The organism is Kribbella qitaiheensis (assembly GCF_014217565.1).
GTDB classification, from domain to species: Bacteria; Actinomycetota; Actinomycetes; order Propionibacteriales; family Kribbellaceae; genus Kribbella; species Kribbella qitaiheensis_A.
In genome coordinates, this window is record NZ_CP043661.1 from 5,527,335 (window position 1) to 5,541,751 (window position 14,417).

The following is a 14,417-nucleotide window of genomic DNA, read 5'->3' on the forward strand; positions in this document are numbered from 1 at the left end:
CGCTCATCGCGTACGGGCCCGGCAGAATCGCTCTGCCGGACCCTACGTGACGGAGGTGGTTGTCAGTCGACGGTGACGAGGTCCTTTTCCGGGGTGGTGGGGACTCGGAGGGTTTCGCCTTCGATGTCGACCTTGGGGGTGATGCGGTCGAGCCACTTGGGGAAGAACCAGGCGCGGTTGCCGAGCAGGGTCAGTACCGCGGGGACCAGGGTCATCCGGACCACGAAGGCGTCGATCAGTACGCCGATGGTGAGGCCGAAGCCGATGGTCTTGATGATCGGGTCCTCGGCGAACATGAACCCGGCGAACACCGCGGCCATGATCAGCGCCGCCGCCGTCACCACGCGCGCCCCGTGCCCGACACCCTCGATGGTCGCCTCGGTCGCGGGCCGGCCGTGCACGAACTCCTCCCGGACGCGGGACACGATGAACACCTCGTAGTCCATCGCCAGCCCGAACAGGATGCCCATCATGATGATCGGCAGGAAGCTGACCAGCGGCCCGGGGCTGTCGACGCCGAGCAGCGATGCGCCCCAGCCCTTCTGGAACACCGCGACAGTGATCCCGAAGGTCGCGCCGATCGTCAGCAAGAATCCGAGGGTCGCCTTCAACGGCACCAGGACCGACCGGAATGCGAGCATCAGCAGCAGGAACGACAGCCCGATCACCACCAGCAGATAAAGCGGCAACGCTTTGGTCAGCTTGTTGGACACGTCCACACCCACGGCCGTATTGCCCGTCACGGAGATCGAGTCGTCCCCGCCGGCCAGCGGATGTACTGCGGACCGCAGGTTCTTCACCAGGTCTGCAGTCTGCTCACTGGCAGGCCCGCCGGCCGGGATCACGGTCACCAGCCGTGTCGTCCCGTTGGCATTCGCCGGCCCGGGCTGAACCGCGACGACATCCTTGAGTCCCTTCGTCTTCCCGAGCACCTGCTCCACCAGTGCGCCGGTGGTCGCCGCGTTGTCGGTTTTCACCACAACCACCAGCGGCCCGTTGGATCCCGGCCCGAACGCACCCGCCGCAAGGTCATAAGCCACCCGCTGATTGGTCCCGGCCGCAGCCGAAGCGCCATCCGGGAGCGCCAGCCGCATGTCCTGCGTGGGAATCGCCAGTACGCCGAGTCCAATGATGCCTACGGCAACGATCGGCACCCGGAAGCGCGTCACCAGCCGAGCCCACCGGAATCCGAAGCCAGGAGCCTTCGTGGTCACGCCGGTCTTCCGCACCTTCCGCGGCAACACCCGCTGCCCGACAAACCCGAGCAACGCCGGCACCAAGGTCAGCGCAACCAGTACTGCGGTAAGCACCGTCGCCGCCGCGGCCAATCCCATCGCGGTGAGGAACGGCACTCCCACCAAGCTCAAGCCGGCAAGGGCAATGACCACAGTCGCGCCCGCGAACAACACGGCTGAGCCGGCGGTCGCGACAGCTCGCGCGACCGACTCCTCCTCGTCCATTCCCTCCGCAAGCTGCGACCGATGCCGTGAGCTGATGAACAAGGCGTAGTCGATCCCGACAGCAAGTCCGAGCATCAACGCCAGGATCGGCGCCGTCGACGACACATCCACCACGGACGTGACCAGGAACAACCCAGCCATACCGGCGAGCACGCTGACGAGCGCGGTCAGCAACGTCATCCCGGCAGCGACCAGGGATCCGAAGGTGACGACCAGTACTACGGCCGCGATCACTACACCGATCACCTCGGTGGCGCCGAGTGGGGGCGCGCCGCCGACGATCTGGCCGCCCGGGACCACCTGCAGGTCGCCGGAGCTCAAGCCGCTCAGTTCGTCGTACGCCGTGGTCGTGGTCTTCGCCAGTTCGTCCGCGGGCTTGCTGAACTGGACGCTGATCAGACCCGTCGTGCCGTCCGGGCTGATCGCCTTGCTGGTAAAGGGATCCACCGCGCCGACGATCTCGGGAAGCTGGTTGGCCTTGGCGACGGTCGCACCGACGGCGGCCTTCACGGCGGGCGTAGTCAGCGTCTGCCCGGCCGGTGCCTTCACCACGATGGTGGCGGAAGCTCCGCTAGCGGCAGGCAGCTCCGTCTTCAGGGCGTCCAGTGCGCGCTGCGACTCGGTGCCGGGGATCGAGAAGGTGTTCGCCGTCTTCCCGCCGAGTGTCAGCGCACCGACACCGAGCACGACGAGCACGAACACCCAGATCGCGGTGACGATCCGGCGCCGTTGGTAGGAGAACCGGCCGAGCCGGTACAGGAGGTTGGCCATCGCAAATGCGTCCGTTCGCTGGTAAGGCGGTTGTCGGTCCGGATCGGCCCGCCGTCGCTGAAGACGGCGGGAAGGTCAGGGGGTCAGTCGGAGGATGCGGCGCAGGGCTGTGTCGCAGAGGGTGTGCAATTCGGCATCGGTGCGTTCGCCGGGATGCCGGCACTCGCCGAGCAGTCCGTTGATGGCGAACTTCGCCAGGTCGGCCTCGAGCTGGTCGTCGGTGCCGCCGGCCAGCAGTTCGGTCATCCGGATCCCGTCCGTGATCAGTTCGGTGAACTCCGGGTACTGCTCGATCGTCGGCAGCAGGTCCTGCAGGACATTGATCAGCCCACGGAACTCCACCGCCAGATCGATGAACCGGGTCAGGGTGAACTCCTGCGCCTCGGCTGCGGGCAGCCCGGCGGCCTCGGTGACCAGCTTGTTCAGCGCGATCCGGGAGGGCTCGAGTACTGCGGCGAGCACCGCCGGCTTGCCGTTGAAGTGGTAGAGCACCGTCGCCTTCGAGCACCCAGCCGCGGTCGCGATGTCCTGCAGCGAGGTCGCGTCGTACCCCCGGCTGACGAACAGCGTCATCGCCTGCTGCTCGATCTCTCGCCGGGTCCGTTCCCGCGCTGGAGTGGTGGTCGCCATGAACCCCACTATCCTGACCGATCGGCCAGGATTCAACCGATCGGTCAGGAAAGTGTCCCAACTCACCCGGTTGGGAGGGCGCTGGGCCGCCCCGGCAAGGCAGACCTGCCGAGCCGATCTGACAGGCGCAGATCCGGTGAGGAGGGGAGTCTGGCGGGCGGGGCTGGTGGGGTGGGTCTGGTGAGGAGGGGAGTCTGGCGGGCGGGGCTGGTGGGGTGGGTCTGGTGAGGAGGGGAGTCTGGCGGGCGGGGCTGGTGGGGTGGGTCTGGTGAGGAGGGGAGTCTGGCGGGCGGGGCTGGTGGGGTGGGTCTGGTGAGGAGGGGAGGCTGCTGGGTCGGTCTGACGGGCGTGGGAGGATCGGGGCGTGACGGCGGAGATTCTGGATGGCAAGGCGACCGCGGCGGCGATCAAGAGCGAGCTGGGGGTGCGGGTGGCGAAACTGGCCGAGCAGGGCGTGGTGCCCGGGCTCGGCACGATCCTGGTCGGCGACGACCCGGGCAGCCGGGCGTACGTCGCGGGCAAGCACCGCGACTGTGCGGCGGTCGGGATCTCCTCGATCCAGGTCGAGCTGCCGGACACGGCGACCCAGGACGAGATCGCGGCCAAGGTGATCGAGCTGAACGAGAACCCGGACTGCACCGGCTTCATCGTCCAGCTGCCGTTGCCGAAGCACGTCGACACCAACGAGATCCTCGGCCTGATCGACCCGCTGAAGGACGCGGACGGTCTGCATCCGGTGAGCCTCGGCAAGCTGGTCCTCGGCCAGGACGGACCGCTGCCCTGTACGCCGAAGGGCTGCGTGGAGCTCCTCCGCCGGTACGACGTACCGATTGCCGGCGCGCACGTGGTCGTCATCGGGCGCGGCGTCACCGCGGGTCGGCCGATGGGCCTGCTGTTCACCCGGAAGTCGGAGAACGCGACCGTCACCCAGTGCCACACCGGTACCGAGGACCTGGCTTCGGTCGTCCGCACCGGTGACATCGTGATCGCCGCGGGCCGGTTCGGCCGGCCTGATCACGGCAGACATGATCAAGCCCGGCGCCGTACTCCTCGACGTCGGCACCAGCCGGAGCGCGGAAGGCAAGATCGTCGGCGACATCGACCCAGCCGCCCGCGAGGCGGCAAGCTGGATCGCGCCGATGCCCGGCGGGATCGGCCCGATGACCCGCGCGATGCTGCTCACCAACGTGGTGGAAGCGGCCGAAGCGGCCGTCGCCGGCTGATGGCAGGCGAGGCGCAGCGCCGCGGTGAATGGCCGTTGGCCTTGTCGGGACTCGTCTCCGCGGCCGGCCTGGTGATCCTCACCTTCTACGACTGGCGCAACGGCATCCTGCTCTTCGCCGGCGGCGTCCTCCTCGCCGGCCTACTCCGCGCCGCCCTCGGCGACGACGCGGCCGGCCTGCTCCACGTCCGCAGCCGCATGTTCGACACCGCCCTCCTCCTCGGCGTCGGCGCCGCCATCCTGCTGCTGGGCTTGATCGTCCCTAGCTAGCCGGAGCCGGATCGACTGACTGGTTCTTCGCCGGATAGCGCGAATAAAGCCCGCCAGCGGACGAACAACGCGCCTGTCGCCGAAGATGGTGACAAGCGAAACGCCCGGCCTGCTGGAACCCAAGGGATCCAGGCCGGGCGTTCTTCGGTGTTCGTGATCAGCCGAGCAGGTTCAGTGCCTTGACCGCGTCGCGCTCCTCGCCGAGCTCCTTGGTGCTGGCGTCGATCTTGCCGCGGGAGAACTCGTTGATCTCCAGGCCCTGGACGATCTCCCAGTTGCCGTCCTTGGTGGTCACCGGGAACGACGAGATGATGCCCTCGGGTACGCCGTACGAGCCGTCGGAGACGACCGCCATCGACAACCAGTCGCCGTCGGCCGAGCCGCGCAGCCAGTCGCGGGTGTGGTCGATCGTGGCAGCCGCGGCCGATGCCGCGGAGGAAGCGCCGCGGGCCTCGATGATCGCCGCGCCACGCTTCTGCACGGTCGGCAGGAAGTCGTTCTCGATCCACGCCTGGTCGTTCACGACCTCGGCGGCGTTCTTGCCGGCCACCTCCGCGTGGAAGATGTCCGGGTACTGCGTGGCGCTGTGGTTGCCCCAGATCGTCAGCTTCTTCAGCTCGGTGACGTGGGTGCCGGTCTTGCGCGCGAGCTGGGCCAGCGCGCGGTTGTGGTCGAGCCGGGTCAGCGCGGAGAAGCGCTCGGCCGGGATGTCCGGCGCGTTGCTCTTCGCGATCAGCGCGTTGGTGTTGGCCGGGTTGCCGGTCACGGTGATCCGGATGTCGTCGGCGGCGTGGTCGTTCAGCGCCTTGCCCTGAACGGTGAAGATCGCGCCGTTCGCCTCGAGCAGGTCACCGCGCTCCATCCCCTTGGTGCGGGGGCGGGCGCCGACCAGCAGGGCCACGTTGGCGCCGTCGAAGATCGTGTTGGCGTCGTCGCCGATCTCGATCCCGGCCAGCGTCGGGAACGCCGAGTCCTCGAGCTCCATCACGACACCCTCGAGTGCCTTCAGTGCCGGCGTGATCTCCAGCAACCGGAGCTGAACCGGGGTGTCCGGCCCGAGCAGGGCACCGCTGGCGATGCGGAACAGCAGGCTGTAGCCGATCTGGCCGGCGGCGCCGGTGACGGCGACCTTCACGGGTGTAGTGCTCACGACATCGCTCCTCAGAGGGTTTTCGACGGACTTGCCTTCGGACGCTAGCAAGTCGCCCGCCCGTAGGCGACGGTGGGTCCAGTGATCCGCACCACCCGGCCACGCTCCGTGTTCCGTCCTACTGCGAAACTCGTGCCATGGAACGCAAGGTCGGTAGTGGGGTCGCGACGGTCGAGGCCGATGCCGACGGGACATTCGTACTGCGGGTCGACGGATCGCTGCAGTCGCAGGTCGACCTGGCCGATCCGACGCATCTCTCGTTCGAGTACGTCCGGCGGATCGGCGACGTGCTCGACGCCGTCGCCGAGCGCAGGCAGCCGATCTCGGTGCTGCACGTCGGTGGCGCGGGGCTCACGCTGGCGCGGTACGTCGCTGCCACCCGGCCGAGGTCGCGGCAGATCGTGCTCGAACCGGACGAGGACCTGACCGAGTTCGTCCGGGAGACGCTGCCGTTGCCGAAGCGGGCCGGGATCAAGGTCCGCCCGGTCACCGGTCGGGCGGGGATCGCCGAGGTCTACCCGGATTCGGTCGACGTCGTCATCGTCGACGCGTTCGTCCGCGAGGCGGTGCCTGCGAACCTCGTCACCGCCGAGTTCGTCGCCGAGTGTTCCCGCGTACTCCGCCCCACCGGCCTCCTCGTCCTCAACCTGATCGACGGCTCCGCCGGCCTCACCTTCGTCCGCCGCGTAGCCGCAACGCTCCACACCCATCTCGCACCAGCCGGGCCCGCCGGCGCGAGTGGTCGGGTGGGGCATGGGGTGGTGCTCGCCGAGCGGAAGGTGTTGCGGGGGAAGTCGTTCGGGAATGTGGTGCTGGTGGGGTCGGCGCAGCCGGTACCGGAGTTGGCCGACGCCGGGCGGCGGGCGCAACCGCCGTACGAGGTGCTGCCGCTGGCGGAGCTTGCCGGTAAAGCTGAGCCGCTCACCGATGCCGACGGGTTCGCCTCGCCGGCCGCGCCCGCGGGGACCTTCGGTCGCTAAACCGTCCGGGGAAACTGACAAAGCTCTGTGAGCTTCTGGGCCCGCGAATCAAGCCTGCGCCCGTGCCGGGGTAATTTTGCGCAGTGTCCACAGCCAAGGTCTCCGAGCTGCGCTACTACCCCGTGAAAGGCCTGGCCGGGATCTCGGTCGAGCAGGCCGTGGTGACGCCGGCCGGGCTCCTGCACGACCGCAACTTCATGCTGGTCAATCCCGACGGCACCTTCCTGAGCCAGCGGACCGACCCGGCGATGGCCCCGCTCCGGGTCGCCGTCCTGGCCGACTCGCTGCAGTTCTCCGCCGACGGCGCCGACACCCTCGAAGTACCGATCCGGTACGACGGGAAGCGGCGCGACGTGAGTCTCTTCAACCACTGGTTCGGCACCGGAGTGGCGCAGGATCCGGCCGCGGACAAATGGTTCTCCGAGCGGCTCGGCCGACCCGCGGCCCTGGTCCGGGTGACGCCCGAGCACGACCGGCCCGGATGGGGCGTGCACAAGGGCCAGACCGGTTTCGGCGACGCCCACGCGCTGATGATCACCTCGCTGTCGTCCCTGGACGGCCTGAACGAAAGGATCGTCGACCGCGGCGGCGACGCCATCCCGATGAACCGCTTCCGCCCGAACATCGTCATCGCCGGCTGGGACGAGCCGCACACCGAGGACCGCGTACTGCGTGCCTCGGCCGGCGAACTGGAGTTCGGCTACGCGGCCCGCTCGATCCGCTGCGCCGTCCCGACCGTCGACCAGGCGACCGGCCGGAAGACGGGCCCGGAGCCGACGCGCACGCTCGCGACGTACCGGCGGCAGCCCGACTACGGCGGCGGCGTGAGTTTCGGGATGAAGGCGTCGGTGCTCGCGGCCGGCACGATCCACGTCGGCGATGAGATCTTGGTACACGATTGGTTGCCGGAAGGCGACGATCCAGCGCCGTCGGCTCGGTAGTCTGCGACAGCCCGTCCCGGGCTGAAGGTCCACCGAGCTCGTGGAGTCGCCGTGCGCCGGATCGTTCTGCTGCTCGTGCTTTCCTTGCTCTCGGCCCCTTTGTCGTCCGCCGTTGCTGTAGGCAACGAGGGGCGTGGGCCCGGCAGTCCGCAGTACGACGTGCGACTCAGCACCGACGCGAGTGGTGCGACCTGGACCAGGCATGAGCGCGTGACGTTCACGAACACGTCGGATGCCCCGCTGGCTGAAATCTATCTGAGGCTCTGGGGCAATGCCTGGGATGGATGCCTCTCATCACCCGTGAAGGTCAGCCGCTTCTCCGGTGGCACACCCGGTACGCCGACGGTCTCGTGCACCGCGTTGCGAGTAGCGCTCACGAATCCTTTGGCGCAAGGTGAACAGGCGTCCATCGCCTTCGACCTCACCGTCACCGCGCCGAACCGGGCCGAGAAGTTCGGCCGCTCGGGCGCCTACAGCTACTTCGGCAACGCCCTGCCGGTACTCGCGATCCACGACGCCGCCGGCTGGCATCTCGAACCGGACGTCGGCATCGGCGAGAGCTACCACGCACTTGCTGCCGACTTCGCCGTACGGCTGAATCACCCTGCGACGGTGAAGGTCCCCGCGACCGGGACCTTGTCGGCCGGTCTGATCACCGCCAAGCAGGTCCGCGACTTCGCCTGGGCCGCCGGACCGTTCCAGCAGTCGGAGGTCACCTCACCGGGCGGCGTGAAGGTGCGCACCTGGTGGACCTCGGTGGTGACGCCTGGCGCCGTCGCCGGCGCGCGGACCGACGCCGTCGCCGCGGTCGACGACTTCAGTCGCCGGTTCGGGGCCTCTAAATCAACGGCGCCTGCATGCTCCACGATCTGGAGCGCCTCATCGGCCCCGCCACCATGGCCGCCCTACTGCGCTCCTACGCCAAAGCCAACTGGTACTCCGTCGCCACCCGGACCTCCTTCAAGTCCGCCGCCCAAACCTCCACCGCCATCGACCTGGGCGAGTTCTGGACCACCCACACCATTCCCTGACAGGGAGAATCGATGGGCTAGATCGACAGGGCGGCCCCTGCTACCGGGACATGGAGTTGGCCGGTGAGGCCGGCTGCGGTGAACGTCTTGGCCAGGTGGTCGGGGCCCTCGCTGAAGTGGGCCCAGCCTTCGGTGTGGACCGGGACGATGACGGCGGGGGACAGGAGCCGGGCGGCTTCGACAGCGGCTTCTGAGGTGAGGGTCAGGGGAGCGCCGTCGAGGAGCGGGGTTCGGGCGGCACCCGCGAAGAGCAGGGCTACGTCGACCTTGCGAGCTGTGACACCGGGGATCGTGCCTGCCTTGAGGCGTGCCACCAGCTCCTCGACGAGCTCTACCGAAGCGTTGTCGCCGGAGACATAGACAGTGGGCAGATCTTCGCCGGAGAGAAGGAAGCCGGTGACGATTCCGGTCACCGATTCGCAGCCCTCCGGACCGTGGCGAGCCGGGAGACCGGTCACAGTGACAGTGCCGCCGTCCGGGCGAGGCAGCGCGACGGACTCCCAGTTCTCCAGTCCGTGAACACCTGCGATCCGTTCAGCAGCGTCCGGAGTCGACAACACCAGCGGAACGGTCGGCAGGAGCTCACGACCGGAGTCGTCGAGGTTGTCCTTGTGCTGGTCGTGCGAAAGCAGGACGGCATCGATCGGGCCAAGGTCCTCGATCGACACCGCGGGGCCGGTCAGCTTCGTCATCACGCGCCCCGGCAGCTGATAGTCGCGGGGCTGGTCGAACGCGGGATCGGTCAGGAACGAAAGGCCGCCGAGCGTGAGCAGCGCGGTCGGTCCGCCGACGTGAGTGATCTTCATGCCCCCATCCTTCAGCGCGGCGGCAGAACAGACCATTGGCCCGTGGGACACACTTCATTAAGATCGGGCCATGCGCAAAGTGGCCCTGCTCGCGTACGACGGGATGAGCCCGTTCCACCTCTCCGTGCCCTGCCTGGTGCTCGGCGACAGGCTAGGCGGCGAGCGGCAGTACGACGTACAGGTGTGTGCCGAGAAGCCTGGGCGCCTCGGCACCAATGCGGGTTTCGGCCTGCACGTCGAGCACGATCTCGCGGTGATGGAGCAGGCGGACGTGGTGATCCTGCCGAGCTGGGACCCGGAGGCCGAGCCGTCCGGCCTGCTGATCGAGGCGATCCGGGCCGCGCATGCGCGAGGCGCGACCGTGGTCGGGCTGTGCATCGGCGCATTCCTCGTCGCGGCGAGCGGGATCGCGGACGGGCGGGAGGTGGTGACGCACTGGCGCTGGGCGGAGCGCCTGGCCGCGCAGTACCCGAAGGTCGACGTCCGTGCCGATGTGCTCTGGTCGGACCTCGGCGACCTGGTGACCTCAGCCGGTACTGCGGCCTCGCTCGACTGCTGCTTGCATCTGGTCCGCACCCACCACGGTGTCGAGCTAGCGGAACGGCTGGCCAGGTCGATCGTCGTGGCGCCGCATCGGAGTGGATCGCAGGCGCAGTACATCCCTGTCCCGGTGCCGCCCGATCCCACCGACGACGTGATCGAGCGCGCGATGGTGTGGGCCCGGTCCCGCCTCGACCACCCCGTTTCCCTGGACGAATGGGCGGCGGCGGTCGCCCTGTCCCGGCGTACGTTCACGCGACAGTTCCGGGCCAGGACGGGGATCAGCGGGCAGGGCCTGGTTGCTCCGGCAGCGGCTGGATCGGGCCCGGCTGCTGCTGGAGACCACCGATCACCCGGTCGAGCGAGTCGCAACCCAGAGCGGATTCGGGACCGGCGCCGCGCTCCGGCACCACTTCCACCTGGTCCTCGGCACCACGCCGCAACGCCACCGCCAGGAGTTCGGACCTGTACTGCGTACTCCGGGTGGCCGTCGGTCAGAGCAGGAGTAGAAGGGTGTAGAGCGCCGGGGCCGCGAAGGTGATGAGGAGGATCCAGGCCATCATCTTGTGGCCGGGTTTGGCGCCGTCCAGCGACGAGGCGAAGTGGACGACCGCGCCTTCCTCGGTATGGCGACTGAGACCGATCCGGCGGGCATCCTCCGGGCGACGGTCGGGACGCTCGTCCGCCAGGGCATCCGGCGGAATGCCGTAGAGCGCAGGCCGGGCCGAATCGAGATCGTCGCGCTCGCCGTACATCCGGCCTCCCGCAAGGTGGATGGAGGCTCAAGCTAACCCCCAACCGGCGGCCGTCTCAAGCAACTTGCTCCATCGTCCCACCAAACACCAGAACAGCGGCCGGATGTCGCCGAGCCGCTGTTCTGCGTAGTTCTGTCGCTACTGGAAGTCAGCTACCCAAGCGACTCTGGTGTGGTTGCTGCAGATCAGCACGCAGGTCCTGTAGGTCGTCGTGCCTCGGCCGGCGCCGAGTTCATGCAGCCCGCAGTTCATCAGCGTGCCCGAACTCTCGTTCTTCAGTCGGTCGAAGGCAGCCTGGGCGGACATGTCCTCGCTACCAGTGGACGCCTTGGACGCACCGGTCGACGACATGTCGTTGCTCTTGGCCCGGCCGCCCGCCTCAGTTCGGGCTCCGCCGGTCAGGTTGCTGTCGCGTCGCAGCGGCGCGCAGCCGTTCTGGACCCGGGCGTCGTCGATCAGCGAGAACAACTGCTGCTCGTCGCCGTTCATGCTGCCGTCGTCGGCCGGCGGCTGCGTCGACGGGGGCGTCGCCGGGGGCTTGCTGGGGACAGCGGTCGGCTTCGGTCCGTGGGACTCACCGGACCGGGTCGGCTCGTCGGTCGGGGTGGACGTCTCGTCGCCGGGGCCGTCCGTCGGCACGGTCGTCGGGTGGACCGAGGGCGTCCGCGTCGGGTCGTCGCCCGGGGTGGGCGTGGCGGACGGCGTACGGGTCGGCTTCGTCGGCGTCGCGCCCGGAGTCGGCTTGGTCGTCGACCGTGGGCCGGTGGTCGCGACGACCGGCTCGTTGGACGCGGTGATGTAGGTGTCGTCGTCCCTGGTGATGTAAGGGATCGAGGCGTCCGCCTGGTCCGACTGCGGTTCGTGCAGCAGGATCCAGGAGATCGGGGTGATCACCAACATGACCGTGCCGATCGCGACCATCGTCCGCTTCACCCGCGAGGGCGATTCAGCGGCTCTGCGGCCGCGCCGGGCTCGTGTGGCGCCGGGTTCTGACATTGCTTGCTAGTCCCTTCACGGTCGCCGCCCCCGAGGCGAAGAGGTCAGTTGCGGCCGAAGTCCTGGACCCAGCTGCCTGGGCCCCAATCGGACTTGACCTGGCCTGGGTCGTACCCGATGCCGATCTTGTTGAACTTGCAGTTCAGGATGTTCGCCCGGTGCCCGTCGCTGTTCATCCAGGCGTTGAACACCTTCTGGGCGGTGCTGTAGCCGGCGGCGATGTTCTCGCCCCAGCTCGAGCCGTGCCAGCCGGCCGCGGCCATCCGGTCGCCCGGGTCCTGGCCGTCAGGGTTCGTGTGGTCCATGTAGTGCCTGCGGACCATGTCCGACGCGTGGCTGCCGGCTGCCTCGACCAGGCTGTCGTCCAGCGCCAGCGGTCCGCAGCCCTCGTCCCGCCGGGCCGCGTTGGTCAGATCGAGCACCTCGCGCTCCTGGGAGCTGGTGCCGCCACCACCCGAGGGCGGGGGCGGCGGGTCGTCCGGAGTCGTGGTGACCGTCTTCGTCGGAGTCCTGGTCGGCTTGGGGGTCGGCTTGCCGCCGTCGATGGTCCGCGGCGCCTTCGGCGTAACGGTCACCGTGGTGACATCACCCGGTGTCGAGGCGGTCGACGGTCCCGACGGCGTGTTGCTCGCGGTGGACTCGGCCGACCCGAGCTGCGGCGTACCGGTCGGAGTGATCGTCGTGGTGACACCGTTCGGCAATTTGGCGGTGACGGTGACCTGCTTGCCGGGCTTCTTGCCGTCGGCGGTGCTGGTGTCGTCGACCGCGGCCGGGCCGGAGTCGTCCTGGGAGATGTTCAGGACCTTGGCGTCGTCGGCAACGGCCGAGCCGTCGTGCGAGGTGACCAGCCAGACGACCGGTCCGATGGCCAGCAACACCGACAGCGCACTGACGATCGGGCCGATCAGGCCTCTTCGTTTCTTCGGCGCAGCTCGTCTGCCGCGGTGTCGCCCAGGGGCTGGCGATTCCGTCATGGGTGGGCGGGTCCTCTTGTTTTGTCGTACCGGAAAGTCCGTCGTTCCCCGCGCGTTCGTTGCCAGGCCCCCCTGGTTGCCGAACAGTGACTCTAACTGATCCGCGAGGTCACCGTTACAGCTCTGTGAACGGTCTTAACCTTCATCGAAGGTTGCGGTCGGCAAGGCCTCAGCCGCCGAAGTCCTGGACCCAGCTTCCGTTGCCCCACTCGGGCTTGACCTGGCCGCTGTCGTAGCCGATCCCGATCATCGTGTACGAGCAGTTCAGGATGTTGCGACGGTGTCCCTCGCTGTGCATCCAGCCGTCCAGCACGGCCGCCGCGGAGCTGTAGCCGACGGCGATGTTCTCGGCCATCGAGCCGCCCTTGAAGCCGGCCGTCTTCATCCGGTCGAACGGGCTGCGGCCGTCCTGGCTGTTGTGGTCGAAGAAGTGGTGCACGACCATGTCGGTCGCGTGCAGATCGGCAGCCTTGGTGAGCGCGCTGTTCGTCCGCAGCGGTCCGCAACCGGCCTTCGCCCGCTCGTTGTTCGTGAGCTGCAGGACCTGGGCCTCCTTGGAACCACTCGGCGCCGGTGGCTTCGTCGTCGGCTTGGTCGGCGTCGTGGTGTGGCTGGTCGGTGTCGGTGTCGGTGTCGGCCTGGGGGTCCGGGTGGCGTTCCGGCTCGGCGCTGTCGTCGAACGCGTCGGTGTCGGTGTCGCGCTGGGGGTCTTACTGGGCGTCTTCGACGGTGTCTTGCCCGGCGTCGGGGTCGGTGTCGGAGACGCGTCGTCGACCGGGGGACTCGTCACCTCATCGGTCACCGAGGTCAGCGGTTCGTGCTGCCCGGTGGCGACCGAGTCCTTGGTGTCGCGAGTCACGTACCAAGCTCCGCCGGCGACCAAGCTCAACACCGCCAGAGCTCCGACGATCGGTCCGGCCACGCCGCGCTTACGCCGCCGATGACTTCTCGACTCACCACCATCGAAGTCGTCAGGGCCTTGGGGCCCGTTATTTCCATGGAGAAAGGGATTCTGGCCGTTGGGTGCGTCCGTCACGCGACGGACCGTAGCGGATCCCACCCCCGACCACGAGGGGTAAGCCGTTACCCGATCCCCGCATTGACGAACCTTTGACGTACGCCTGACTACGCGGAGCGGGCGATGACTATGTCGGCTACGACCTTCCAGCCGAGGCTGCGGTAGAGGCGCAGGCCGTCGATGGAGGCGATCAGGATGCCGCGTTTGGCGCCCTGGGCTGCCGCGGTCTCGACCAGGGAGGCCATCACCGCGCTGCCCAGTCCGTGTCTTCGGTGTGCCGGATCGGTCTCGATCCGGTCCGCGACCGCGTCCTCGCCGACCACGGCCATCCGGCCGCTCGACACCACGCCACCGTGCAGCGTGGCCCGGGTGACGATCAGGTCGGACTCGAGTTCGGTGTGCAGCGCGTAGCGGTCGTTCAAGGTCAGCGCGGGCTGCTCGGACAGCTGAATGGTCATCAGCCAGTCCTGCTCGCGTTGCACCTCGAGCCCGAGGTCCTCGAGCTGTTCGACCCGCGCCTCACGGTCGTCGGTGGCCAGCGTGATCCAGCCGGCGCCCCGGCCACCGCCGGTATTCAGCGCCAGCTCTGCTGCCCGCTCCACCCGCTCGGGTTTGTCGTCCGCGTCCAGTACGACGTACTCCATCGCCCGGTTGTCCTCACCCGCGCGAACGGTCAGGATCCCGTCGTTGTCGTCGTCGACCTTGGTCCAGCCCCGCGATACAGACCACCCGGCCTGCCAGCGGCGGACGAGTTCCTCACGATCTCTCACTAGTCGATTCAACCAGCCAGAGCGCGCCACGGCGAGGGGAAGAAGTGTCGTCTGACACCAATTAGTCGCATACCGCGACGAATCGCGCCACAGATCGTTGCCC

General features: G+C 68.4%; 15 protein-coding genes and 3 pseudogenes. 7 read left to right on the forward strand and 11 right to left on the reverse strand.

What is annotated here, in order from left to right; genetic code table 11:
• Positions 1–62 precede the first annotated feature (62 nt).
• Complete coding sequence (locus tag F1D05_RS26315; protein ID WP_185443165.1) at positions 63–2,231, reverse strand: MMPL family transporter; 2,169 nt, start codon at positions 2,229–2,231, stop codon at positions 63–65.
• 75 nt (positions 2,232–2,306) lie between these two features.
• On the reverse strand, positions 2,307–2,861 hold the full coding sequence (locus F1D05_RS26320; RefSeq protein WP_185443166.1) for a TetR/AcrR family transcriptional regulator: 555 nt from the start codon (positions 2,859–2,861) through the stop codon (positions 2,307–2,309).
• 364 nt (positions 2,862–3,225) lie between these two features.
• Between F1D05_RS26320 and F1D05_RS26325 the strand changes: the two are divergent.
• Positions 3,226–4,084: pseudogene (locus F1D05_RS26325) on the forward strand (bifunctional methylenetetrahydrofolate dehydrogenase/methenyltetrahydrofolate cyclohydrolase).
• Between the two features lie 53 nt (positions 4,085–4,137).
• Positions 4,138–4,353, forward strand: a pseudogene (locus tag F1D05_RS26330) (DUF3017 domain-containing protein); the annotation flags it as partial.
• Between the two features lie 157 nt (positions 4,354–4,510).
• Here the strand turns inward: F1D05_RS26330 and F1D05_RS26335 are convergent.
• Positions 4,511–5,503, reverse strand: a complete 993-nt coding sequence (locus tag F1D05_RS26335; RefSeq protein ID WP_185443168.1) for a malate dehydrogenase — start codon at positions 5,501–5,503, stop codon at positions 4,511–4,513.
• A 137-nt stretch (positions 5,504–5,640) separates the two neighbouring features.
• On the opposite strand from F1D05_RS26335, the gene F1D05_RS26340 reads away from it, so the two are divergent.
• Both F1D05_RS26340 and F1D05_RS26345 read left to right on the forward strand, forming a co-directional pair.
• Complete coding sequence (locus tag F1D05_RS26340) at positions 5,641–6,483, forward strand: spermidine synthase (RefSeq protein ID WP_185443169.1); 843 nt, start codon at positions 5,641–5,643, stop codon at positions 6,481–6,483.
• A gap of 83 nt (positions 6,484–6,566) precedes the next feature.
• Positions 6,567–7,424 carry an MOSC domain-containing protein gene (locus tag F1D05_RS26345; RefSeq protein ID WP_185443170.1) on the forward strand — a complete coding sequence of 286 codons (858 nt, stop codon included), beginning with the start codon at positions 6,567–6,569 and terminating at the stop codon, positions 7,422–7,424.
• 294 nt (positions 7,425–7,718) lie between these two features.
• Here the strand turns inward: F1D05_RS26345 and F1D05_RS39080 are convergent, their stop codons facing one another.
• Both F1D05_RS39080 and F1D05_RS39085 read right to left on the reverse strand, forming a co-directional pair.
• Positions 7,719–8,027 carry a hypothetical protein gene (locus tag F1D05_RS39080; RefSeq protein WP_206685833.1) on the reverse strand — a complete coding sequence of 103 codons (309 nt, stop codon included), beginning with the start codon at positions 8,025–8,027 and terminating at the stop codon, positions 7,719–7,721.
• Entirely contained in the window at positions 8,024–8,290 is a 267-nt protein-coding gene (locus F1D05_RS39085; protein ID WP_206685834.1) for a hypothetical protein, read from the reverse strand. Before F1D05_RS39085 ends, F1D05_RS39080 begins: the two co-directional genes overlap by 4 nt.
• Between F1D05_RS39085 and F1D05_RS39090 the strand changes: the two genes are divergently transcribed.
• Positions 8,282–8,455 (forward strand): hypothetical protein, encoded by a 174-nt coding sequence (locus F1D05_RS39090; protein WP_206685835.1) that lies wholly within the window; start codon positions 8,282–8,284, stop codon positions 8,453–8,455. The genes F1D05_RS39085 and F1D05_RS39090 overlap by 9 nt on opposite strands.
• Before the next feature lie 17 nt (positions 8,456–8,472).
• Here F1D05_RS39090 and F1D05_RS26355 read toward each other — a convergent pair whose 3' ends face one another.
• A complete protein-coding gene (locus tag F1D05_RS26355; RefSeq protein WP_185443171.1) occupies positions 8,473–9,261 on the reverse strand; it encodes an MBL fold metallo-hydrolase in 789 nt (262 codons plus the stop codon).
• Positions 9,262–9,364: 103 nt separating this feature from the next.
• Here F1D05_RS26355 and F1D05_RS40875 point away from each other — a divergent pair.
• Positions 9,365–9,775 (forward strand): annotated as a pseudogene (locus F1D05_RS40875) (AraC family transcriptional regulator); the annotation flags it as partial.
• Positions 9,776–10,100: 325 nt separating this feature from the next.
• Positions 10,101–10,310, forward strand: coding sequence for a helix-turn-helix domain-containing protein (locus F1D05_RS40880; protein ID WP_246486905.1), 210 nt, complete (start codon positions 10,101–10,103; stop codon positions 10,308–10,310).
• Here the strand turns inward: F1D05_RS40880 and F1D05_RS26365 are convergent.
• The 5 genes from F1D05_RS26365 to F1D05_RS26385 form a co-directional block, all read right to left on the reverse strand.
• A complete protein-coding gene (locus F1D05_RS26365; RefSeq protein ID WP_185443172.1) occupies positions 10,296–10,556 on the reverse strand; it encodes a hypothetical protein in 261 nt (86 codons plus the stop codon). The genes F1D05_RS40880 and F1D05_RS26365 overlap by 15 nt on opposite strands.
• Positions 10,557–10,694: 138 nt before the next feature.
• Positions 10,695–11,489 (reverse strand): hypothetical protein, encoded by a 795-nt coding sequence (locus F1D05_RS26370; protein ID WP_246485981.1) that lies wholly within the window; start codon positions 11,487–11,489, stop codon positions 10,695–10,697.
• 107 nt (positions 11,490–11,596) lie between these two features.
• Complete coding sequence (locus F1D05_RS26375) at positions 11,597–12,526, reverse strand: CAP domain-containing protein (protein WP_185443174.1); 930 nt, start codon at positions 12,524–12,526, stop codon at positions 11,597–11,599.
• A 169-nt stretch (positions 12,527–12,695) separates the two neighbouring features.
• The gene (locus F1D05_RS42205) at positions 12,696–13,562 is read right to left on the reverse strand and encodes a CAP domain-containing protein (RefSeq protein ID WP_185443175.1); all 867 of its coding nucleotides are present in this window, start codon (positions 13,560–13,562) and stop codon (positions 12,696–12,698) included.
• Between the two features lie 89 nt (positions 13,563–13,651).
• Complete coding sequence (locus F1D05_RS26385) at positions 13,652–14,314, reverse strand: GNAT family N-acetyltransferase (protein ID WP_185443176.1); 663 nt, start codon at positions 14,312–14,314, stop codon at positions 13,652–13,654.
• Between the last annotated feature and the right edge of the window lie 103 nt (positions 14,315–14,417).

Coding starts and splice junctions, on each gene's coding strand:
- F1D05_RS26315 (WP_185443165.1), bottom strand. CDS start 2,231: ATGGCCAACCTCCTGTACCGGCTCGGCCGGTTCTCCTACCAACGGCGC.
- F1D05_RS26320 (WP_185443166.1), bottom strand. CDS start 2,861: ATGGCGACCACCACTCCAGCGCGGGAACGGACCCGGCGAGAGATCGAG.
- F1D05_RS26340 (WP_185443169.1), top strand. CDS start 5,641: ATGGAACGCAAGGTCGGTAGTGGGGTCGCGACGGTCGAGGCCGATGCC.
- F1D05_RS39090 (WP_206685835.1), top strand. CDS start 8,282: ATGCTCCACGATCTGGAGCGCCTCATCGGCCCCGCCACCATGGCCGCC.
- F1D05_RS26355 (WP_185443171.1), bottom strand. CDS start 9,261: ATGAAGATCACTCACGTCGGCGGACCGACCGCGCTGCTCACGCTCGGC.
- F1D05_RS26365 (WP_185443172.1), bottom strand. CDS start 10,556: ATGTACGGCGAGCGCGACGATCTCGATTCGGCCCGGCCTGCGCTCTAC.
- F1D05_RS26375 (WP_185443174.1), bottom strand. CDS start 12,526: ATGACGGAATCGCCAGCCCCTGGGCGACACCGCGGCAGACGAGCTGCG.